This window comes from Faecalicatena orotica (assembly GCF_905197545.1).
Classification (GTDB): Bacteria; Bacillota; Clostridia; order Lachnospirales; family Lachnospiraceae; genus Faecalicatena_A; species Faecalicatena_A orotica.
Genome location: NZ_CAJJZH010000001.1, coordinates 653,940 through 677,368 on the forward strand (window position 1 = coordinate 653,940; position 23,429 = coordinate 677,368).

Sequence of the window (23,429 nt, forward strand, 5' to 3'; positions counted from 1 at the left end):
ATAACGAATATGGCAAAACGTAAAAGACAAAATAGATTTCAATTTTTAACTAAAAAATTCCCGAAGAGGATGCAGAAAAAGCTGGTAATGCTGTTTATGGCAATTATACTGGCTTTTGTTGTTCTTGTAGGCAGGATTACTTATATTAATGCATCCAAGGGAGAAAAGTATACGAAGATTGTACTGGACCAGCAGGAGTATGACAGCCGTGTCATCCCGTATAAGCGGGGGGATATTGTAGACCGTAACGGGACAAAGATGGCAGTCAGTGAGAGGGTTTACAATGTCATACTGGATGTGAATGTCGTGTTGTCTGATGAAGACTACATCGAACCTACGATTAAAGTACTGGAAGATGTATTTGATATTAAGGAATCAGATGTGAGGGAACGGATCAAGGAGAATCCTGAAAGCAGGTATGAGATTCTTGCGAAAGGTGTATCCTATGAAAAGGCCAAAGAATTTCAAAAAATAGAAAAGAATACGAAGAAATACCCGAATGTAAAAGGTATCTGGCTGGAGGACGATTATCAACGGTCTTATCCATATAATTCACTTGCGAGTGATGTGATCGGGTTCAGCGTTGCCGGCAATCAGGGGGCAATAGGGATAGAGAGTGCTTATAATGAAGTCCTGAACGGCACGGATGGACGTGAATATGGATATTTTGACAGTGCGTCGACCGTAGAACGCACCGTAAAACCGGCGAAAAACGGATATACCGTCGTATCCACTATTGATGTCACACTACAGAGTATTGTAGAAAAGTGTATCAAAGAGTTCAATGATGAGCATACCGGAGAAAAACGTGAGGGAGAGCCGGGAAGTAAGAATACGGCAGTTATGATCATGAACCCCAATACAGGGGAAATTCTGGCAGAGGCGTCTTATCCGAATTTTGACCTGAATAATCCGAGAGATTTGACTGGGATTTATACAGAAGAAAAGTTGAAAGCCATGACTGACGATGAAAAGCTGGAGGCCATGAATGAGCTCTGGAGAAATTTCTGCGTCAGTGATGCATTTGAGCCGGGTTCTACTGCAAAACCGTTTACGGTTGCAACAGGGTTGGAAACAGGTGCCTTGAAAGGGAATGAAACATATGTCTGTGGGGGGTACCTCCATGTGGGTGATTATGATATAGCCTGTCATTTGAGATCAGGGCATGGGACAGAGACTATTGAACAGGCAGTCGCGAACTCCTGTAATGTGGCGCTGATGCATATGGTGGAGGCCATCGGGGCAAAGGACTTCAGCCGTTACCAGCATATCTTTGGTTTCGGTGAGTATACCGGGATTGACCTGCCGGGGGAAGCATCAACAGCATCCCTGCTCTATACAGAAGAACAGTTAAACCCGTCGGAACTTGCGACCAGTTCTTTCGGACAGGGCTTCAATGTTACAATGACGCAGATGACAGCGGCGTTCTGTTCCCTGATAAACGGGGGAAATTACTATCAGCCCCATATTGTAAAACAGATTCAGGACGAAAGCGGGAAAGTAGTAGAAACGAAAAATCCTGTGCTGCTGAAAAAGACGATATCTGCAGAGACATCAACACAGGTCAAACAGTATATGAAGGCGGTTATGACAAGCGGTACAGGTCAGGGGGCTAACGTTGAAGGGTATGATATCGGCGGAAAAACGGGGACGGCTGAGAAACTCCCGCGAGGTAATGAGAAGTATGTGCTTTCATATATCGGATATGCACCGCAGGAAAATCCGGAAGTCGTCGTGTATGTCGTAATCGACGAGGCAAATGTAGCCGACCAGGGGACCAGCTCTTACGTACTTGACCTTTCGAAAAAAATTATGTCAGAGGCATTCCCTTACCTGAATATTACAACAATGGAAGGATATACGGGAACGACGAACGGCGCCGTGCCGACCGAGCAGCTCCAGCAGCAGACAGATTATCAGGATTTTGACGCGAATTATGAGGACGATTATGACAAACCGGATGGATCTTATATAGACGATAACTACGATCCGGATCTGGCCGACTGGGCAACCGGTCAGGATGCACAATAGAAATGAAATAGCAGTAACTGGGAACAGATACGAATAACCTTACAAAAGATGTAATATGTTATAAAAACATCTTTTGTAAGGTTTTTATTTATGAAGAACAAAACATATAATAAAAAGAAAATACTCGTTGTGTTCCTATGCGCTTCTGTAGTATTGCTGGCATTGATCGGGAGACTGGTATACCTGATGGTTTTTGACGCAGAATATTATCAGGAGAAGGCAGAATCCCTGCATGAAAGGGAGCGTTCGATTAAGGCTGCAAGAGGCGAAATCGTAGACAGAAATGGGACAGTGCTAGCGACGAATAAAACAGTCTGCACGATTTCTGTCATACACAATCAGATTGAAGACCCGGAACTGGTCATCCAAACACTCATGAAAGAGCTTGAACTGGACGAGGAGACGGTAAGAAAGCGTGTGGAAAAGGTTTCTTCTATGGAGAAAGTAAAAACAAACGTCGACAAGGAAACCGGGGACCGGATCCGGAATTATAATCTGGCCGGAGTGAAGGTGGATGAAGATTTCAAGCGCTATTACCCCTATAATGAAATCGCATCGAAGGTGCTGGGATTCACAGGCGGGGACAATCAGGGCATCATCGGCCTGGAGGTAAAATACGAGGAGTACTTAAAAGGGATCAACGGGACAATTCTAACCATGACTGATGCAAGGGGGATTGAACTGGAGGGAGTTGCGGAAGACAGGATTGAGCCGGTGGCGGGGAATACGCTAAAGGTCAGTCTGGATTACAACATCCAGTCGTATTGTGAGCAGGCGGCACTGAAGGTGATGGAAGAAAAACAGGCGGACAGCGTATCCATCCTGCTTATGAATCCCCAAAATGGAGAAATACTGGCAATGGTCAATGTACCGGAATTTAATTTGAACGAACCGTATATACTGAATACAGGAGCAGATATGGACACGTTGACGGATGAGCAGGTGCAGGACCAGTTAAACCAGATGTGGAGGAACGGGTGTATCAATGATACATACGAGCCGGGATCGGTTTTTAAAATCATTACTGCTTCTGCGTGTCTGGAGGAAGGTGTTGTGAAGCTTTCTGATACCTTTTCATGTCCGGGCTACCGTGTGGTGGAGGACCGGAAGATCAGGTGCCATAAAGTCGGCGGACATGGCTCTGAGACCTTTGTGCAGGGAATTCAGAACTCCTGCAACCCGGTTTTTATAGATATCGGCCTGAGGCTTGGATCTGATCGTTTCTATGATTATTTTAAACAGTTCGGTTTAATGAGCCTGACGAATGTTGACCTGCCCGGGGAGGCTGGGACGATTATGCATAAAAAAGAAGATATTGGTACAGTGGAGCTTGCAACCATGTCTTTCGGACAGTCATTTCAGGTGACCCCTATTCAGATGGCGACGACTGTCAGTTCACTGATCAACGGGGGGCGGAGAGTGACACCTCACCTTGGGGTGGGCGTTTTGGACAAAGACGGGAATGAGATCGAGACATTTAAGTACAAAGAAAAAGATGGAATCGTATCAGAAGAAACTTCCAAGACGATGCGCGCGCTCCTGGAAAGCGTAGTGTCCGAGGGGTCTGGCAAGAATGCTTATATCGAGGGCTATACGATAGGGGGGAAAACGGCGACATCACAGACACTGCCGAGAAGTGCCAATAAATATATATCATCCTTCCTCGGATTTGCCCCGGCAGAGAACCCTCAGGTTCTTGGCATGGTGCTGATCCACAACCCACAGGGTGTCTATTATGGAGGAACAATTGCGGCACCCGTACTTAAGAGCATCTACGATAATGTGCTGCCTTATCTGGGTATCGAAAAAACCGGAACCATACCGGAAAACACAGAAGAAACGGGAGAAAAACAGGAAGACAGCGCGGATTGAGTTAGGGATTAACAGTTGTTTTCTAGTTGAAAAACAGAAGCTAATGAGGTATACTGTATGAGATGTTCTGCTGGCATTTTCAGGCAGGACAGCAGCAATGATAAGAATAAATAAGTTTTTATTTAACAAAAGAGATGAAGAGGTGTATGTATGAGTTATCATGTAGTGATTCCGGTATTGATTTCATTCGTGCTTAGTTTGCTGATGGGACCAGTTGTGATACCGTTTCTTAGAAAACTGAAGATGGGTCAGACCGAGAGAGAGGATGGGGTGAAGTCCCATCTGAAAAAAGCGGGTACTCCGACGATGGGCGGGGTGATCATCCTTGGCAGTGTTGTGATTACTTCCTTATTATATGTAAAAGATTATCCGAACATCATCCCGATCCTGTTCCTGACAATTGGATTTGGACTGATCGGATTTCTGGACGATTATCTGAAGGTCGTCATGAAACGTTCCGACGGGCTCTACCCGAAACAGAAGATGGCGCTTCAGATCGTGGTGACTGCCATCTTTGCCTACTATATTATAAAGGTGGCTAAGATTCCGCTGACACTGCTTGTTCCATTCTCAGGCGGCAAGTACTGGGATATCGGATGGATCGCGATTCCGCTTTTATTTATTGCAGTAATCGGTACTGTAAACGGAACGAACTTTACAGACGGCCTGGATGGACTCGCATCAAGTGTAACCGTACTGGTAGCGACTTTCTTCACCGTGGTGGCGATTGGAACGAAGAGCGGCGTTGAACCGATCACCTGTGCTGTGGTAGGTGCCCTGCTTGGATTCCTCCTGTTTAACGTATATCCTGCCAGTGTTTTCATGGGGGATACCGGTTCCCTTGCTTTGGGGGGATTTGTCATAGGAACGGCTTATATGATGCAGATGCCGTTGTTTGTAATTATCGTAGGGCTGATTTATCTGGTCGAAGTGGCTTCCGTTATGATCCAGGTAACATATTTTAAGAAAACGGGAGGGAAACGTTTCTTTAAAATGGCGCCGATTCATCATCATTTTGAATTATGCGGGTGGTCTGAGACGAGAGTCGTTGCTGTATTTTCAATCGTAACGGCGATTCTCTGCCTGATTGCACTCATGGGGGTATAGATTATGGACTTAAGAGAGAAAAAAGTGCTGGTATTCGGTTCTGGTATCAGTGGGATAGCGGCCGGCAGACTGCTTGTGAAACAAGGGGCAGATGTGATTTTATATGATGGCAACGCTTCTCTGGATGCGGGGAGTATCCGCAATGAAATACTGACAGGACAGACAGAAGGGGCTGATATGCAGGTGGTTCTCGGGGAACTGCCGCAGGAGATTCTGGACACACTATCTCTGACAGTCATGAGTCCGGGGGTTCCTACCGATCTTGCAGTTGTAGGGCAGATGAGAGAAAAAGACATCCCCATATGGGGTGAGATAGAGCTGGCCTATGTATTCGGAAAAGGCGATGTCCTTGCGATAACAGGAACAAACGGGAAGACAACGACGACCGCACTTTTAGGTGAGATCATGAAGAATTACCGGGAAAGCACATTTGTTGTCGGAAATATTGGAAACCCTTACACGGCCATTGCATTGGAAACAAAGGAAGAATCAGTGATTGTTGCGGAGATGAGCAGTTTCCAGCTGGAAACCATACATACATTCCGCCCGCGGGTGAGTGCGATTCTGAATATTTCACCGGACCATCTGAACCGTCATCATACGATGGAAGCCTATATCGGGGCAAAGCAGAATATTGCAAAGAACCAGACGGCAGAAGATACATGTGTTTTGAATTATGAAGACGAAGTAACAAGAAAATTCGCGGAAAAAGTAAGTGCAGAGGTTCTATATTTCAGCAGCCGGCGTAAACTAGATAAAGGTATCTATCTGGACGGCGGCAGAATGCTCTTAAATATGGACGGCGAACCGGAGGTGGTCTGCCATATTGATGAGCTGAAGCTTCTGGGGACGCATAATCATGAAAACGTCATGGCAGCAGTTGGGATGGCAGCGGCATATGGAGTTCCGCTGGACATTATCCGCAGGACGGTCATGGATTTCCAGGGGGTTGAGCACCGTATAGAGTTTGTTGCCGAAAAGAATGGAGTTGCCTATTATAATGACTCCAAAGGAACCAACCCGGATGCAGCCATCAAGGGGATTCAGGCAATGAAACGCCCGACGCTCCTGATAGGCGGCGGATATGATAAAGATTCTTCTTATGAAGAATGGATACAGGCTTTTGACGGCAAGGTGAAAAAGCTGGTCCTTTTAGGGGCGACCAGAGAGAAGATAGATGAGACAGCCAGACGGCTTGGTTTCACCGATACGGTTCTGGCTGATACATTTGAGGAAGCAGTGGATATCTGTGTGGAAAATGCTGTTCCCGGGGATGCCGTACTCTTGTCACCGGCGTGTGCGAGCTGGGGAATGTTTAAAAATTATGAAGAACGTGGAGATAAATTCAAAGAACTTGTAAACCAGTTATAAGGAGTGAATTTATATTGGAGCGTCCTGCTAAAAAGAAGCGGTATGATTATACACTGCTGATTGTTGTGTTACTACTGGTGATAATCGGACTGGTCCTTTTATACAGCACCAGTGCCTACAACGGACGGGTTAAGTTTCACGATTCTTTCTATTACCTGAAAAAGCAGGGATTTGCAACTGCACTCGGGATGGCAGGGATGCTGATTGTGGCGAATATCGACTACCATAAATGGGCTCCTCTGGCAAAGCTCGGGTATCTGACAGCAATCCTTTTATCGGTAGCGGTTATGTTTATAGGAGATGAGTACAACGGGTCCAAAAGATGGCTTTCTTTGGGCCCGATTTCTTTTCAGCCCTCGGAGTTTGCAAAGGTGGCGATTATCCTTTTTCTTGCCTGCCTTGTCACAAAGAATGTGAAGCAGATGGGGAAATTCCGTACGCTTGTTAAGGTGATGATACCGGTGCTGCCTATTGTGGCTCTTGTAGGGGCGAGCAACCTAAGTACCGCGATCATAATCATGGGCATCGCGGTAGTGCTGATCTTCGTGGCAAGCCCAAAGTATGCCCAGTTTCTCTGGATGGGCGGTGCCGGGATAGGTTTCATGGGAATCTTTCTGGCACTGGAGAGTTACAGGCTGGAGCGGCTTGCAATCTGGAGAAACCCGGAGCAGTATGAAAAGGGATACCAGACACTTCAGGGGCTGTATGCAATCGGATCAGGAGGCCTGTTTGGAAGAGGGCTCGGGGAAAGTGTGCAGAAGCTTGGATTCCTGCCGGAAGCGCAGAACGACATGATTTTTTCTATCATATGTGAAGAACTGGGGCTGGTAGGGGCCAGCCTGATTATCCTGTTGTTTTTGATCCTGATCTGGCGTTTTTTTGTGATTGCAACCCATGCGAAAGACCTTCTGGGGGCATTGATTGCGGCAGGGGCAATGGCACATATGATGATTCAGGTGATTTTGAATATTGCGGTTGTAACAAACTCCATTCCGAACACCGGAATCACACTGCCCTTTATCAGCTACGGGGGCACCTCGGTCATGTTTCTGCTGTTGGAAATGGGACTCGTGCTGAGTGTATCCAATTCGATTGAAAAAAGCGAGTAAGCGGTTTGGGAAAATAGGTCTTGTATAAAATGGCTTGTATTTGATAGAATAGGGCAGGGGAAGATCTTATTACCGTACGCACCCGAAGGGGCAGACGGCAATAAGATAAGTAATATAAGGAGGACGATCGATGAAGCGCGGAAAGCAGAGTAAGAAGAGCAGACGTGAGAAATATGAACAGTTTGATGATGAAGCATATATAAATGAAGTATTATACAAGGAAGGGTACCGTCCTCCTGAGAGAAAAAAGAAGAAGAGAAAGGGTGTATTTCTGGGACTTTTGACATTTGTCTTAGGGATAGCAATCATCGTTTTTGCTTTTCTCCTCCTCTTCCATATACAAAAGATAGAAGTGAAGGGAAACAAATATACAGCTGAAAATGATGTGATCGAGTGGATCAGGAGCGATAAGTACGGCATGAATTCCGTGTATGCATGGTGGAAGTTCAACAAAGCAGATACAAAGCAGCTGCCAACAATAGAATCGTCCAGGATCACCCTGAAAGCACCCTGGTCCATACGTGTGACAGTAAAGGAAAAGGAAATAAGCGGATACATAGATTATAATAACCAGTATCTTTATTTTGATAAAGAAGGGACGGCACTTCTGACGACAAAAGACAAAGTGGATGGGGCCGCGTATATAGAAGGTATGGATATCGATGCGTCCAAAGTAAAGATGGGAAAAATACTTCCGGTATCAGACAAAAATGTATTCCAGCGGATCGTAGAGATTTCACAGCTTATTGTAAAATACGAACTGACTCCTGACCGGATCACCTGTTCAGGCAGTGAACTGAACCTCTACTTCGGAACTGTGGAAGTCCTGCTCGGCAAGACCAATTATGAAGATCGTCTCGCACAGGTACCGCCGATCCTTGAGAAGCTGGCAGAAAAATATCCGGACGAGGAGGGAACACTCCATCTGGAGAATTTTGACGCCTCGGACAAGGCGGTCCGTTTTGTGCCAAAATCATCTCAGGACAAGTCAAAAGACGACGGTGGGACAGATCAGGATGATACAGGGGACGCTCAGGACGGACAAGACCAACAGGACAGTCAGGACCAGCAGGACAGTCAGGACCAGCAGGACAGCCAGAATCAGATGGACAGCCAGTATCAGGAAGATGGCCAGACGGGGGAGGAGTTCCCGTAATCCATACTCCGGCAGGCAGGTTTACAGAAAAGCTGAAAAATAAGCTGTAAAGCCTTCATGAATTGAATAAAAAAAAGAGAAAATAAGCAAAAATCTATTGATTATTTATGTAAAAGACTATATTATATACTTATTGAGTTATATCGTTCAATAAAAACGGCGGCATTGCTGCTGTGTCATTCCGCATTCATAATGAACCCGGAATGTAGATTGAAGTCAAGGTCCCGACAGCTGGCTGCCGGGGATTTGGCCCCGCGGCGGATGTCACAGTCATGCTGGCATGGCGTTGTGTCGATGCCTGTGGGAATAAGGGATGTATAAAATAATATTAATAGGACGACGAAGGAGGAAACACTCTTGTTAGAAATTAAAACCAACGAATCAGAAGCAGCTGCAAGAATTATAGTTATCGGAGTCGGCGGCGGCGGTAATAACGCAGTAAACCGCATGATCGATGAGCAGATTGCAGGTGTAGAATTTATAGCAATCAATACAGATAAACAGGCACTCCAGTTATGCAAAGCACCAACTTTAATGCAGATTGGTGAGAAGCTCACAAAGGGACTTGGTGCCGGGGCACAGCCGGAAGTAGGGGAGAAGGCTGCCGAGGAAAGTTCAGAAGAAATTTCAGCCGCACTTAAAGGTGCTGACATGGTATTCGTTACCTGCGGTATGGGTGGTGGAACAGGAACAGGAGCAACTCCTGTCGTAGCACGTATAGCAAAGGAGCAGGGAGCACTGACTGTAGGCGTTGTCACAAAGCCTTTCCGTTTTGAATCAAGGACACGTATGTCCAATGCCCTTGCGGGAATTGATAAATTAAAAGAAAATGTAGACACACTGATTGTCATCCCGAATGACAAGCTGTTGGAAGTTGTTGACAGAAGGACAACCATGCCGGAAGCTTTAAAGAAAGCTGACGAAGTGTTACAGCAGGGTATTCAGGGTATCACGGACCTGATTAATGTACCTTCTCTGATCAACCTCGACTTCGCAGATATCCAGACCGTTATGAAGGACAAGGGTATCGCCCATATCGGTATCGGTGCAGGACGCGGGGACGACAAGGCATTAGAGGCAGTAAAACAGGCTGTTGCCAGCCCGCTGCTTGAGACAACCATTCAGGGTGCATCCCATGTTATCATCAATATTTCCGGTGATATCACCCTTATGGATGCATCTGATGCAGCAGAATACGTACAGGAACTTGCAGGTGAGAATGCAAACATCATCTTCGGTGCTATGTATGATGATTCCAGATCTGATGAAGCAACAATCACAGTCATTGCTACCGGCTTACATAACGTAGGCGGAAGCTCTTCCAAGTTAAAAGCAAGACTGGAAGGACAGCAGAAGGTCGGTTCCATCCTCCCGTCAGGAGACATGGTAAGCGGCAGGACACAGATTGATCCGGAGCGCAGAACCGCGGCAGCAAGACCGACAGGGGCAACAAGCAGACCGTCAGGCGGAACAATTCCGACACTCGATCAGCCAAGGACACCTTCAAGCAAGGTAAAAGAACAGTCTATAAAAATACCGGACTTCTTCAAGAAATAAGTGGGGGGACGCTAAGCGGACGGACAGTCTGGGACCCGCCGTGGGTTTCGATGCCGTTTCAGGGGGCGAACCGTTTACTAAGAAAGTATAACAGCAAAAACGAGAAAAATGAAGGCACTAGCCAATATGCGGAGAAATCTTGATGATTTCTCCACAAGTTGGCTACAGAATTTGGTGTTGGGCACCAAATTCTGACCTTCATTTTTCTCGTTTTTGCTGTAACACTTTCTAAGTGCACTCTAAGCCCTCTTAAAACGGCATCGAAACCCACAGCGGGTCCCAGACTGTCCGTCCACTTAGCTGTGCATCCCGGTATGGAGGGTGGGGCAGGAAAGTGGATGGGAGAAATGGAACGTTAGAAAATTAAGTGGGTTGGTTCCGGCATAGCAGGCTCATTTTCTATTACAAACTCTTGTCTAAACATCCGGCATTCAAAACACCACACCCCTCCCCCGCCTCCCCCATACTGGCGTCCCCTTCCCATAAAACAATACCCCGTGTCGAAATTATTATTTTTTTTCTGTCAGTTTCTGACAAATTTTCTTCCCTTCTTCCCTTTATAATAAATCTTGCTTGAGTGCCAAATCGATTTAGTACCAACGAGAAAGAGGGTGGAGCATGTACTATGAATTATACATAGACGTGTTGTTTCTGGTGAATTTTATGATGGATTCTCTAATACTGCTTACCGTAAATCAGGTGCTGAAATGTCCTTCCACACATGGACGCATTTATTTAGGGGGAGTAGTCGGGGCAGGGCTTACATGTGCTGTGATTGCTGTTCCGGTACCGGGAATTATAAAACTCATTTTGTTCCACACAACAGTCAATACAATAATGATCAAGACAGGATTAAAGGTCAAAGGAAAAAGTCAATTTTGGAAAGCATTTGGTTTGCTGTATGTCGCATCTTTCCTGTATGGGGGGATTCTGCAGGCACTGCACCCATACGTGCGTGCGGGAAGTCTGTTCTTTGCTGCGGCCGTCGGCTGCTATTACCTGATAAGGGGGATCTGGAAATTTCTTATAAGACTTAAGACATTGCAGGAAAAGATTTGCGAGATTACGTTATATACAAGTGCAGGCGAACAAAGAGTAAAGGCGTTAATTGACACTGGGAATGCTCTGGAAGACAATTTGTCGAAAGAGCCGGTAAGTGTTGTAGATAAAGCTCTGGCAAGGTCTATTCTGACAGATGATGACATGAAAAACGGTTTTCATTACATACCATACCGTACAGTAGGAAAAGAGAGTATCATGCCCGTGTTCCGCATCCGGAAAATGTGCATCCACTTAAAGGAAGAGAGATGGGTAGAGAAGCCGTTTATAGGAGTTTGCGAAGAGTGTGTTTCAGAACAAGAAGAATATCAGATGATTTTAAATCCTGACCTATTAGGAGGCATATAAAATGGTTGTAAAAGTAGCAGTACCCCAGCAATTTAAATTAAAAGTAATACCAGACTTTAGAAGTATTTTTTTCCCGAACCATAAAGAAATACATTACATCGGAGGTTCCGAGGTGCTGCCGGCCCCGCTGGAGACAGAGCGGGAAACCGAAGTGATACAGCATCTGGGTTCCGAATACGACGAGGAGGCTAAAAAACTTCTGATCGAGCATAATTTAAGGCTGGTCGTATACATAGCAAAAAAATTTGATAACACAGGGGTCGGTGTGGAAGATTTGATCTCAATCGGTACAATCGGGCTGATCAAGGCCATTAACACATTCAACCCGACCAAAAAGATCAAACTCGCGACCTACGCATCCCGGTGCATTGAGAATGAAATCCTCATGTATCTGCGCAGGAACAGCAAGACCAAGATGGAAGTCTCCATCGACGAACCGCTGAACGTAGATTGGGATGGAAACGAACTTCTTCTGTCCGACATATTAGGCACCGACGAGGATACCATATACAAAGATCTGGAAAACGAGGCAGAAAGAAAACTGCTCGTAAAAGCAATCAACAAACTGTCAAGCAGAGAAAAACTAATCGTAAAAATGCGCTTTGGCCTGGATAACCCCGAGGGGGAAGAAAAAACACAGAAAGAAGTAGCAGACCTGCTCGGCATATCCCAGTCCTACATATCAAGACTCGAGAAAAAAATCATGCAGCGGCTGAAACGCGAAATGGTGAGGTATGAGTAAAGCCGGGGGAGGGCGGCTTGCCCGGACGCTTCTGAGAATCCGGATATGGCGTGCGGCGGGGCTGTCGGGGAACGGGTAAGCGGCTAAATGAAATCCCGGGGGAAATAGCGGACACCGTAGGCATGCGGCAAAAGTCCTGATGACTTTTGCCTGTAGCCTACTCACTTTCCGGACTTGTGGCCCGTAAAGTGGTCCACCATTTCCCCCGGGATTTCATCAAGCCGCTTATCCCATCCCCCTAAAAGCCCCCGCCGCACGCCATACCCGGATTCTCAGCGCTGTCTCCAGAAATTCGCGGGGTCCCCATCGCTTTGCTCGGGGAGACCGTAAACAGGAGTGATGAAGCAAGTTGCATGACAGGCTTATGCCTGTCATATGACGATACCGTACAAAGCACATTTGAACCGCGCCAGCCAGTTCAAATGCGCGATATTGGCAGAACTTACCGATCGGAAGTGTGTGGAGTCCCGATTGGATGAACGTAGCCGTGTGGGAGGGGGGATGCCGTGTCGGGAGGCGTCTTTCAGGGATTACTGCCCTTTATCAAAACGGGAAGGGAAAGGCGGGATACACACAGGACCACAAGTCCTGTGTGTAAGCAGGTTGCAGGCCGAACTCATCAGGAGTTCGGCCGAATACCTGCGGTGCCCGCATTTCCTCTCCCGTTTTAATTAGGGGCAGTTTCCCCTGAAACCCGCTTCCCGACACGGCATCCCCCCCTCCCACACGGCGGCCCTTTACCTCAAAATCCCCTCCTACATTTTCCAAAGTTCCCCTGTTAGTTTCGGGGGAAAGATGCTACAATAGAAAGAAAAGGGTTGGTGAAGCTTATGAAATTGACTTTTATCGGAGCAGCCCATGAAGTAACGGGAAGCTGTCATTTGCTACAGGCGGCAGGGAAGAATATTCTTGTAGACTGTGGTATGGAGCAGGGGCCGGACCTGTATGAAAATCCGGGACTTCCGATTCCGGAGACGGATATTGACTATGTGCTCTTGACCCATGCGCATATTGACCATTCCGGGTTACTTCCGCTGCTGGCTAAGAAAGGCTTCAAGGGCGAGATATTCACGACTTTTGCAACTGCTGACCTGTGCAATATTATGCTTCGTGACAGCGCCCATATCCAGGAATTTGAGGCAGAATGGAGGAACAGGAAGGGACGGCGTGCAGGACAGCCGGTATTCGAACCAATCTATGTGATGCAGGATGCACTGGATGCCATAGAACGGATTGTACCCTGCCAGTATTCAGAGAGAATCAGGATCTGCGACGGGGTTGAAGTACGCTTTACGGATGTCGGGCATCTGCTTGGTTCAGCAAGTATTGAAGTGTGGATAACAGAGGGGGATATCTCCAAGAAGATTGTATTTTCTGGTGATGTAGGCAATACCAATCAGCCTATTATCAAAGATCCGAGTTATACAGAAGCAGCCGACTATGTTGTGATTGAGTCCACCTATGGCAACCGTGTCCATTCTACAGAGAAGATAGACTACCTGAAAGATTTTACAAAGGTCCTGAGGGAAACATTTGACAGAAAGGGAAATGTAGTCATTCCTTCTTTTGCAGTCGGCAGGACGCAGGAGATGCTGTATTTCATCCGGGAGATCAAGGAGCAGAATCTGCTGAAAGAGTATCCGGATTTTGAGGTTTATCTCGACAGCCCTCTGGCAATCGAGGCCACGAAGGTTTTTTCAAAAAATATGAGGGAATGTTTCGATGAGGATGCCCTGAAACTGGTCAATGCGGGGATTAACCCTCTTGTATTCCCGGGATTGAAGACATCTACAACAAGTGATGATTCAAGGATGATTAATCTGATTGAAAAGCCGAAGGTTATTATTTCTGCATCCGGCATGTGTGATGCCGGGCGAATCCGTCACCATTTGAAGCATAACCTGTGGAGGCCGGAGTGTACGATTTTATTTGTAGGTTATCAGGCAAATGGAACTCTGGGCAGGAGGCTTCTGGAAGGGGAAAAGAATGTCAGGCTTTTTGGAGAGCCGATCGAAGTACACGCAAGGATAGAGAGTCTGCACGGAGTCAGCGGCCATGCGGATATGAATGGGCTTTTAGACTGGCTTGGCGGTTTCAAGACGCCTCTGGAACATGTGTTTGTCGTGCATGGGGAAGATGGGGTTACAGATGAGTTTGCAGCGACGATAGAAGAGAAATTCGGATGTCCGGCGTGGGCGCCTTTCCCGAACGGAGAAGTAGACCTGGCGGCAAATGAAATCCTCAGCGAGGGTGTAAGGATACCTGTAAAAGCTAAAAAACCTGCACAAAAGAAAGCAGATGCGGCATTCGAAAGACTGCTTGCAGCTGGAAGGCGGCTTCTGGATGTTATCTACAGGAATGAGGGTATCGCCAACAAGGATAAGGCAAAATTTGAAAATCAGATCAATAACCTGGCAGATAAATGGGACAGCTGGGAATAGAGAAGTACGGTTATATATTTTAACAAAACTGGATGTTTTTTTATAACGTAGAAATCTTCTTTCTCCACATACTAAGTGTGCACAGATGTGTATTCATTTATGTGGAGAAAGGAGATTTTTTTATGCAGGAAGAACATTTGGCAATTGCGTCTATTCCGATTCAGCAATGGGGCGCGTTATATGATGAAAAAGAAGCGATGGCTGCAGGTACCATTTTCCGGGATCTGAACAAGCCGTTTTTTGCGGCGGAAATTGAAAAGAAGGATATCAAAGAAGCTGCACCGAAGTCTGAGGAGCAGAGGGAAAGAGAAACGCTGCTAACCAAAATAGCAGAGACAAGTTTTTTACTGGACGATCTGACGTTGTATCTGGATACTCATATGAGTGATACCCAGGCACTCGATATGTACAGTCAGAAAACGAAGGAGAGGGATGAGCTGAAAAAACGATTTGCAGCAAAGTTTTATCCCCTGACGAGAGACTGCATCATTTACTGTGAGAGTGGCGGGAAGTTCTGCTGGCAGGACGGTCCCATGCCCTGGGAAGGAGCGTGTGTTTAAATGTGGATATATGAAAAAAGATTACAGTTTCCGGTTAAAATTACAAAAACCTGTCCGAAGACGGCCCAGATGATCATCAGCCAGTACGGCGGACCCGACGGAGAGCTCTCCGCATCCATGCGGTATCTTTCACAGAGGTATACCATGCCTGTGAAACAGGTGGGCGGTCTTTTGACAGATATCGGTACAGAAGAACTGGCGCATATGGAGATTATCTGCGCGATGGTTTATCAGCTGACAAAGCACCTGACAATTGAGCAGGCAAAAGAGGCAGGATTTGATGCCTACTATATAGACCATACGACCGCTCTCTGGCCGCAGGCCGCATCCGCGCTGCCATTTACGTCCATCGAATTCCAGTCCAAGGGCGATGCCATTACAGACCTGACGGAGGACCTTGCGGCAGAACAGAAAGCAAGAACAGTATACGACAACCTGCTGCGGATGATTCCCGACCCTGAGGTCAGAGAACCACTGAAATTCTTAAGGGCGAGAGAAGTCGTGCATTTCCAGAGATTCGGGGAAGCATTAGAAAAAACGAAAGAAAAATTGGATTCAAAGAATTATTATTACTTCAATCCTGAATTCGATAAAGGAATGATGAAAACAGAGTTGTAAGACAAAAAAATTATAAACTGGCGCTATACAAAAGAATTCCCGATTTATTTAATGGCGCCAGTTTATACATATTAATCAAATTGTTTTTCCCCCACAATATCCTTATACCTGCGGAATAGGTTTTCCCTCGTCGATACAAATTCAGGAATATATTCCTTTAAAATTCTTGCTGCCAGTTCTTTTGCCAGATTGCCATCATATATATGGCTTGTATCATTTCTATCTTTTAGCATATGAAGCCATATAGTTTCGTCCATGAAATCAAAGATGTGATAGGCCTCTTTTATGATAGCCCTCGGTGAGCCTGTCTTTCCTATGGAACTTCCTTCGTACAGAATGAATTCCTTCAATACTTTCCATCCAAGTTCAAATTGAATGGAGAACTTATCTATAATCCCCGAAACTATAAATTCATTCTGAATATCTTCTTTATATGCTTTTTCCAAAACAGCCAGATTGCTGCAGTAATTATCAAATTTTCTCATATAATATGATCCCATCCTTCCTGATGTTTTCCAATAATTCTTCCCGGGCTGTTGACAAATCCACGATGTCATACTGCAGTAAGGTATCTGTCTTTTCATCCACATCCAATGCAAAGTCCACGATATTCTTTCCCTCTACAGCCAGATCAATATCACTTTTTTCCAGATAACATCCTCTGGCTCTTGAGCCGAACAAAATGACCCTTGAAAGATCATAAAACTTTGCCAAATCTATAATTTCTTCTAAAACCTGCCTGCGTATTCCTGTTTTTCCTGTACACATAATATTTCCTATCCATCTGTTTTTTACCATTATACACAAAAGAATCTCTAAATTCAACTTGCGTTATCCCACCAGAGGCGAATTGTATTGTCAAGGACTAAAACTTTTTTTAATTTTCTCCCCAAAGAATAACTGCCGGCCAGAATGAGAATGATTTTACTAGATCAAATTTTCGTCTAGGAGGATTTTTATTATGGCTTTGAATAAAGTGGAATTATGTGGTGTCAATACAGCGAAGCTCCCACTCTTGAAAGAAGAAGAGAAGGTGGCTTTGTTTTCCCGTATTAAGGAAGGGGACGAAGAGGCGCGGGAACAGTATATTAAAGGGAATTTAAGGCTGGTCTTAAGTGTGATTAAGCGGTTTTCAAGCAGTAATGAGAATGCGGATGACCTGTTCCAGATCGGCTGCGTAGGACTCATGAAGGCGGTGGACCATTTTGACCCGGACAGGGCGGTGAAGTTTTCTACTTATGCAGTTCCAATGATTATCGGGGAAATCAGAAGGTATTTAAGGGACAATAATTCCATCCGTGTCAGCAGGTCCTTAAGGGATACCGCTTATAAGGCAATCTATGCGAAGGAAGGCTATATGAAGAAGCATTTAAAGGAGCCTACCGTGCAGGAGATTGCAGAGGAGATCGGAATCTCCAAAGAGGATATCGTCTTTGCTCTGGATGCCATACAGATGCCTATGAGCCTGCATGAGCCTGTGTACTCGGATGGGGGGGATACGCTGTATGTCATGGACCAGGTGAGCGATAAGAAGAATAAGGAGGAAAACTGGGTAGAGGAGCTGTCACTGGAAGCCGCGATGGAGCGTCTCAATGAGCGGGAGCGCTATATCATTACCCTCCGTTTCTTTGAAGGAAAGACCCAGATGGAAGTGGCCGAGGAGATCAAGATATCACAGGCACAGGTCAGCCGTCTGGAGAAAAATGCACTGAAAGTAATGAAGCAGTACCTGCTTGGATAAACACATTCAGAAAAAATCCCTATTTATGGTTGAAATTTCCATGACTTCATACTATGATAAACGTAGATTATAAGTAACTGTTCTATACAGATACGATAATAAGGAAGGTATGGAGAGGAACCATGTATAAAGCTTGCATTTTTGATTTAGACGGAACATTGACAGATACTTTGGATTCTTTGACTTTTTCTGTGAATGAGACACTGAAAGAGATGGGACTTCCACCGATCACCCGGGATGAATGCCGGATGTTTGTTGGCAACGGCGCTAAGGTGCTTTTAGAGAAATCCCTGAAAGCGTCAGGTGAGAAGGATCTGGCACGGCTTGACGAGGCCATGCAAAGATATGACCGCATATTTAAGACCGGATGCACATATCATGTAGTACCGTATGACGGGATCATGGAACTGCTATCAAAGCTTAAGCCGGCGGGAATCAGGATGGCGGTACTGTCCAACAAGCCGGACAGAGATGCTTTGAGCGTCGTGAAAGAGATTTTCGGCACGGATACATTTCAGTGGATACAGGGCCAGAAAGAGGGCGTACCAAGAAAGCCGGACCCTGCGGCAGCGCTCGATATTGCGCAGAAGCTACAGGCAGATGCGTCAGAGACGTTGTATATCGGCGATTCTGAAGTGGACATTGCGACAGGGAGAGCGGCCGGGATGAAGACCATAGGAGTATCCTGGGGATTCAGGGGCAGAGAAGCCCTCAGAGAAGCGGGAGCTGAACTGATTATGGATTCGCCGCTTGAGATCTTTGAATTTATCAATGATAGGGAGGTGGAAAGTCATGAATGAATACGATGAGGAATGTTTACTTACATTTTTGCAGAAACAGTCCCAGCTGTTTGACGAACCTGTGGCTGAGACACTGGAGGAGGCAGAAGCCTTCCTGGAAGACTGCATGGCAGTGGTTGTTGATTCCATTGACGAGGTAAGGGAATATTTTGAGGAGAGCGGGATCGATGTCGATGCGATGACTCCGGAAGAACTGGAAGAAGCGTCAGAAGTATTCGCACTGCAGAATGGTCAGTATCTGATCGTGGAAGGATAATCCACACATACAAAAGCCGCAGAATTATTTCACTGCGGCTTTTTCTGTGGCTTCTTTTATTGCATCCAGGATCACCTGGGATGTGTACGGGGTATCATCGGATAACGAAATTTCCTCGAGCGACTGCTTATCATAGACCTGATCAGCAATTTCTTCGATTGCCGGCTGGATGAGCGGGAACATGGTTGTCATCGCCTCATCCAGATTGGAGAACCGGATGGAGTTGATATGTGACTCATCCACGGATACTTCGACCTCCAGGTTTGTGTTGTTCAGAGTCAGTGTTGAAGTGTAGACCCCCGGAGTGTACTGTTTTTTCGCATCTGCACTTTTATCTTTCCCTCCGGGACGGAACATAACTACCAGCAGAATGACAAGCAGTATGCCCAGTGCCACAAAAACTGCGGTATAAATGATTTCTTTCATATGCAGAACGATGATTTTAGTTTTAGAACCCATGAAAAAGACCTCCCATGTTAGCCATTTTATTTCCATTTCGCTTTTTATAAGTGTATGACGGGAAACCGAAAAATATTCGCGGCTTTTACGTGACAAATAGGATGCAATCCTGTAAAATGTATGGAGATGCGGCGTATCAGCCACATTTGGAAAATTCAGGCTGTGTTTAATTTTTAATTACGGCCCTGCATGAAGAGGTGAAAGTTATGTATATTATTGCTGGATTGGGAAATCCGGATAAACAATACGAAGGAACAAGGCATAATGTGGGATTTGAAGTCATTGATGCCATTGCTGGCCAATATAATATATCAGTGGACACGAGGAAGCACCGTGCATTCATAGGGAAAGGCATTATCGGGGGCCAGAAGGTGATTCTGGCAAAGCCCATGACTTATATGAATCTCAGCGGTGAGAGTATTTTCAGTCTCGTGGATTACTACAAGGTGGATATTGAGCAGGAACTGATTATTATTTATGATGATGTGAGCCTCGGCGTCGGACAGCTGCGCATCCGGGCAAAGGGAAGTGCCGGAGGGCACAATGGGATCAAGAGCATCATTGCACATCTGGGAAGTCAGGTATTTCCACGGATTAAGGTTGGCGTTGGTGAAAAGCCGCCGAGGTATGATCTGGCAGACTATGTGCTTGGGCATTTTACAAAAGCGGAGCATGAATTGATGGAAGAAGGCTACAGTCAGGCGGTACATGCCGTGGAAATGATTACGTCCGGGGAGATTCAGGCCGCGATGAATGAATATAACCGCAAAAAGAAGGAAGAGTAGACTTATGCAGGCTTTTTTAGCGCCGCTTTCCGAGCTGGCGGAGTATAATGAGATTTTTTCAAAACGAATGAAGGAAAAAGGAATCCTGCAGATTGCGGGATGTGTCAACTCACAGAAGACCCACCTGATATATGCATTAAGCGATGGTTGTTTTTACAAAATCATCGCTTTTTCCAGTGATGAAAAGGCGAAGAAAGCCTATGAGGAATATCGTTTTCTGGATGAGGATGTGTACCTTTACCCGGCAAAGGACCTGCTTTTTTATCATGCCGATATTAAGGGAAAGTATCTGGTAAAGCAGCGCATGGAAGTGGTAAAGGCAATTTTCGAGGCCGGAAACGAAGGCAGTGCTTCAGCAGGAGATGCCGGGGGGACTGAAAACGGGATTACTATCATTACGACGATCGATGCTTTTCTGGATGGAATGTCCCCGCTTAATGACATTTCTGAAAAGAGGATTCATATTTCAGGAGAGGGGGCCGTTGATTTTACAAAACTCCAGAAAAAACTTTCAGCGATGGGGTATGAGAGAGAGACAGAAGTCGAGGGGCCGGGACAGTTTGCCGTGAGAGGCGGGATTCTGGATGTGTTCCCCCTGACAGAAGAGCTTCCCGTCCGTATAGAACTGTGGGGCGACGAGGTGGACTCGATCCGTACGTTTGATGTGGAGAGCCAGCGTTCGGTTGAGAATCTGGACGAGGTCGTGATTTATCCCGCCGCAGAGCTTCAGGGGGACAGCGCAGACTGTGTTTCCTTTCTGGATTATTTCCCGGTTTCAAAAAGTATATTATTTCTGGATGAACCTGTACGACTTCTGGAACGTCTGGACGAGGTGGAGGAAGAATTCCTGAACAGTCAGAAAAACAGGGAGGCCGCGGGAATTCAGGATGAGGAAGAGGATCTGCGTGTGTTTTCCACAAAAGAGCTTGTGGAGAAGATGAACCAGTATTACGGAATCGGACTGACGACGCTGGAGTCAAAATGCGGTTCTTTTCATGTGCGGGATACTTACAGTCTTCAGACAAAGGGTGTAAATCCGTACAATAACAGCTTCGAAATGCTGACGAGGGACTTGAAGAGGCTGAAAAGAAATGGGTACCGCGTGATCCTCCTTTCCGGCTCCAGGACGCGTGCACGGCGTCTTGCAGAGGATCTGCGGGATTATGACCTGAGCAGTTTTTACAGCGAGGATATGGGCCGCATCGTACAGCCCGGGGCGATCATGGTTGCGTACGGGCATGTGGAAGAGGGATATGAATATCCGATGCTGAAGTTCATGGTCATCTCAGAGACCGATATTTTCGGGAAACACAAAAAGAAGAAACGCCGGAAAGTCTATGAGGGGCAGAAGATCCAGAACTTCTCGGAACTGAAGATCGGGGACTATGTTGTACATGAAAACCACGGTTTGGGAATTTATCAGGGTATCGAAAAGATTGAAGTAGACAAAATCACGAAAGACTACATGAAGATTACCTATGCCGGGGGAGGCGCGCTTTATATTCTGGCGACCCAGCTGGACCTGATCCAGAAGTATGCGGGGGCGGACGCAAAGAAACCAAAGCTGAACAAGCTGGGAACGAGCCAGTGGGCGAAGACAAAGAGTCAGGTACGCGGAGCAGTCAGGGAGATTGCGAAGGACCTGGTAGAGCTGTATGCGGCAAGGCAGCAGGCCGAAGGGTATGCCTATGAGACGGACACCGTATGGCAGAAGGAATTTGAGGAGATGTTTCCTTTTGAGGAAACGGACGACCAGCTCCAGGCGATTGCCGACACTAAACGGGATATGGAAAGCAGGAAGATCATGGACCGTCTGATCTGTGGGGATGTCGGGTATGGGAAGACTGAGATTGCAATCAGGGCCGCCTTTAAAGCGGTTCAGGAGGGAAAGCAGGTCGTTTATCTTGTGCCGACTACGATTCTGGCCCAGCAGCATTACAACACGTTTGTACAGAGGATGAAAGACTTCCCGGTCAGGGTGGACCTCCTGTGCAGATTCAGGACTTCCACGCAGCAGAAGAAGACGGTGGAAGATTTAAAGAAAGGCCTTGTGGACATTGTGATCGGAACACACAGGGTCCTGTCAAAGGATGTCCTGTTCAAAGACTTAGGCCTGCTGATTATTGATGAGGAGCAGCGTTTCGGGGTCACACACAAGGAGAAGATCAAGAAGCTGAAAGAAAATATAGACGTACTGACCCTGACAGCCACACCGATTCCCAGAACGCTCCATATGAGCCTGATCGGAATCAGGGATATGAGCGTGCTGGAAGAAGCCCCGATGGACCGTATGCCGATTCAGACCTATGTAATGGAATACAATGACGAGATGGTCAGGGAGGCCATAGAAAGAGAACTGTCCCGTGACGGACAGGTCTACTATGTATACAACCGTGTCAGCGACATCGCAGATGTGGCGGGCAGGATCCAGAGGCTTGTCCCGGATGCTGTAGTATCGTTTGCCCACGGCCAGATGAACGAGCGGGAACTGGAAAATATTATGTATGACTTCATTAACGGTGATATTGATGTCCTCGTTTCCACGACGATCATTGAGACGGGACTGGATATTTCCAATGTAAATACAATGATCATCCACGATGCGGACCGGCTGGGACTCTCCCAGCTCTACCAGCTTCGGGGGAGGGTCGGGCGTTCGAACCGTATGGCATATGCGTTTCTTCTGTACAGAAGGGATAAGATGCTCAAAGAAATTGCGGAGAAGCGCCTCGCCGCGATCCGTGAATTTACGGATCTTGGTTCCGGGTTTAAGATCGCCATGCGGGATCTGGAAATACGCGGGGCGGGCAACCTCCTAGGCGCCCGGCAGCACGGCCATATGGAGGCCGTGGGGTATGACCTGTACTGTAAGATGCTCAATGAGGCAGTGAAACAGCTGAAGGGGGAGATGGAAGAAGATGTGTATACAACCTCCATCGACCTGAATATCGATGCGTATATTCCAGAGTCTTATATTGCAAATGAATTCCAGAAGCTGGATGTCTATAAACGGATTGCCAGCATTGAGAATGAAGAGGAGATGGACGATATGATCGAAGAACTCATCGACCGTTTCGGCGACATCCCGAGGAAGGTGCAGCAGCTTTTGAACATTGCAGGCTTAAAGGCGCTGGCTCATTCTGCCTATGTAACGGCAGTGGAGCAAAAAGGAGATGCATACCAGCTTACCATGTATGAGAAAGCAAAGGTACAGCCGCAGAAAATACCGGGACTTCTCAAGGCCTACAATGGCAGCCTTGTATTCAAGGCCGACACACCGCCGTATTTCCTGTACCAGAAGAAGGGGCGCAGCGGGAAGACAAAGGACGAGGACGTTCTGGAATTGGTGAAAAAGCTGTTAAATGATATAAAAGGCTTGTTAGAATAATAAAAAAAGGCTATAATAATGAAGTTAGA

20 protein-coding genes are annotated in these 23,429 nt (G+C 46.4%); 17 read left to right on the forward strand and 3 right to left on the reverse strand.

Going from position 1 to position 23,429, the window contains the following annotated elements; genetic code table 11:
- The first annotated feature begins 9 nt into the window (after positions 1-9).
- The 12 genes from ABIN22_RS02845 to ABIN22_RS02900 all read left to right on the forward strand — a co-directional run bounded on the left by ABIN22_RS02845 (position 10) and on the right by ABIN22_RS02900 (position 15,971).
- Entirely contained in the window at positions 10-2,031 is a 2,022-nt protein-coding gene (locus tag ABIN22_RS02845) for a peptidoglycan D,D-transpeptidase FtsI family protein (RefSeq protein ID WP_109729407.1), read from the forward strand.
- A gap of 90 nt (positions 2,032-2,121) precedes the next feature.
- Complete coding sequence (locus ABIN22_RS02850; protein WP_109729406.1) at positions 2,122-3,903, forward strand: peptidoglycan D,D-transpeptidase FtsI family protein; 1,782 nt, start codon at positions 2,122-2,124, stop codon at positions 3,901-3,903.
- A 150-nt stretch (positions 3,904-4,053) separates the two neighbouring features.
- Positions 4,054-5,010 carry a phospho-N-acetylmuramoyl-pentapeptide-transferase gene (gene mraY / locus ABIN22_RS02855; RefSeq protein ID WP_109729405.1) on the forward strand — a complete coding sequence of 319 codons (957 nt, stop codon included), beginning with the start codon at positions 4,054-4,056 and terminating at the stop codon, positions 5,008-5,010.
- Between the two features lie 3 nt (positions 5,011-5,013).
- Complete coding sequence (gene murD / locus ABIN22_RS02860) at positions 5,014-6,381, forward strand: UDP-N-acetylmuramoyl-L-alanine--D-glutamate ligase (protein WP_346906436.1); 1,368 nt, start codon at positions 5,014-5,016, stop codon at positions 6,379-6,381.
- A 14-nt stretch (positions 6,382-6,395) separates the two neighbouring features.
- Positions 6,396-7,490: an FtsW/RodA/SpoVE family cell cycle protein gene (locus ABIN22_RS02865; RefSeq protein WP_109729403.1), complete on the forward strand. Its 1,095-nt coding sequence runs from the start codon at positions 6,396-6,398 to the stop codon at positions 7,488-7,490.
- Positions 7,491-7,620: 130 nt separating this feature from the next.
- Positions 7,621-8,646, forward strand: a complete 1,026-nt coding sequence (locus tag ABIN22_RS02870; RefSeq protein WP_346906438.1) for a cell division protein FtsQ/DivIB — start codon at positions 7,621-7,623, stop codon at positions 8,644-8,646.
- A gap of 357 nt (positions 8,647-9,003) precedes the next feature.
- On the forward strand, positions 9,004-10,203 hold the full coding sequence (gene ftsZ, locus ABIN22_RS02875) for a cell division protein FtsZ (RefSeq protein ID WP_109729401.1): 1,200 nt from the start codon (positions 9,004-9,006) through the stop codon (positions 10,201-10,203).
- A gap of 618 nt (positions 10,204-10,821) precedes the next feature.
- Positions 10,822-11,610: a sigma-E processing peptidase SpoIIGA gene (locus ABIN22_RS02880; protein WP_346906441.1), complete on the forward strand. Its 789-nt coding sequence runs from the start codon at positions 10,822-10,824 to the stop codon at positions 11,608-11,610.
- A gap of 1 nt (position 11,611) precedes the next feature.
- On the forward strand, positions 11,612-12,352 hold the full coding sequence (sigE, locus tag ABIN22_RS02885; protein ID WP_109729399.1) for an RNA polymerase sporulation sigma factor SigE: 741 nt from the start codon (positions 11,612-11,614) through the stop codon (positions 12,350-12,352).
- Between the two features lie 830 nt (positions 12,353-13,182).
- Positions 13,183-14,793, forward strand: coding sequence for an MBL fold metallo-hydrolase RNA specificity domain-containing protein (locus ABIN22_RS02890; protein WP_109729836.1), 1,611 nt, complete (start codon positions 13,183-13,185; stop codon positions 14,791-14,793).
- Positions 14,794-14,915: 122 nt separating this feature from the next.
- Entirely contained in the window at positions 14,916-15,353 is a 438-nt protein-coding gene (locus ABIN22_RS02895; RefSeq protein WP_346906443.1) for a spore coat protein CotJB, read from the forward strand.
- A complete protein-coding gene (locus ABIN22_RS02900; protein WP_109729397.1) occupies positions 15,354-15,971 on the forward strand; it encodes a manganese catalase family protein in 618 nt (205 codons plus the stop codon).
- Between the two features lie 71 nt (positions 15,972-16,042).
- Here the strand turns inward: ABIN22_RS02900 and ABIN22_RS02905 are convergent, their stop codons facing one another.
- Positions 16,043-16,456 carry an HI0074 family nucleotidyltransferase substrate-binding subunit gene (locus tag ABIN22_RS02905; protein WP_346906445.1) on the reverse strand — a complete coding sequence of 138 codons (414 nt, stop codon included), beginning with the start codon at positions 16,454-16,456 and terminating at the stop codon, positions 16,043-16,045.
- Positions 16,443-16,739 carry a nucleotidyltransferase family protein gene (locus ABIN22_RS02910; RefSeq protein ID WP_118618998.1) on the reverse strand — a complete coding sequence of 99 codons (297 nt, stop codon included), beginning with the start codon at positions 16,737-16,739 and terminating at the stop codon, positions 16,443-16,445. The genes ABIN22_RS02905 and ABIN22_RS02910 overlap by 14 nt, the downstream gene beginning before the upstream one ends.
- A gap of 193 nt (positions 16,740-16,932) precedes the next feature.
- Here ABIN22_RS02910 and sigG point away from each other — a divergent pair, with 193 nt between their 5' ends.
- From sigG to ABIN22_RS02925, 3 genes are all read left to right on the forward strand, one after another.
- The gene (sigG, locus tag ABIN22_RS02915) at positions 16,933-17,712 is read left to right on the forward strand and encodes an RNA polymerase sporulation sigma factor SigG (RefSeq protein ID WP_109729396.1); all 780 of its coding nucleotides are present in this window, start codon (positions 16,933-16,935) and stop codon (positions 17,710-17,712) included.
- Positions 17,713-17,834: 122 nt separating this feature from the next.
- Positions 17,835-18,512 (forward strand): HAD family hydrolase, encoded by a 678-nt coding sequence (locus tag ABIN22_RS02920; protein WP_118618996.1) that lies wholly within the window; start codon positions 17,835-17,837, stop codon positions 18,510-18,512.
- Positions 18,505-18,768: a glyoxalase gene (locus tag ABIN22_RS02925; RefSeq protein ID WP_109729394.1), complete on the forward strand. Its 264-nt coding sequence runs from the start codon at positions 18,505-18,507 to the stop codon at positions 18,766-18,768. The genes ABIN22_RS02920 and ABIN22_RS02925 overlap by 8 nt, the downstream gene beginning before the upstream one ends.
- A 24-nt stretch (positions 18,769-18,792) precedes the next feature.
- On the opposite strand, the gene ABIN22_RS02930 is transcribed toward ABIN22_RS02925, so the two are convergent.
- Complete coding sequence (locus ABIN22_RS02930) at positions 18,793-19,227, reverse strand: hypothetical protein (RefSeq protein ID WP_109729393.1); 435 nt, start codon at positions 19,225-19,227, stop codon at positions 18,793-18,795.
- Positions 19,228-19,433: 206 nt separating this feature from the next.
- Here ABIN22_RS02930 and pth point away from each other — a divergent pair, with 206 nt between their 5' ends.
- The gene (gene pth / locus ABIN22_RS02935; protein WP_346906448.1) at positions 19,434-20,012 is read left to right on the forward strand and encodes an aminoacyl-tRNA hydrolase; all 579 of its coding nucleotides are present in this window, start codon (positions 19,434-19,436) and stop codon (positions 20,010-20,012) included.
- Positions 20,013-20,016: 4 nt separating this feature from the next.
- Entirely contained in the window at positions 20,017-23,400 is a 3,384-nt protein-coding gene (gene mfd / locus ABIN22_RS02940) for a transcription-repair coupling factor (protein ID WP_346906450.1), read from the forward strand.
- The last annotated feature ends 29 nt before the right edge of the window (positions 23,401-23,429 follow it).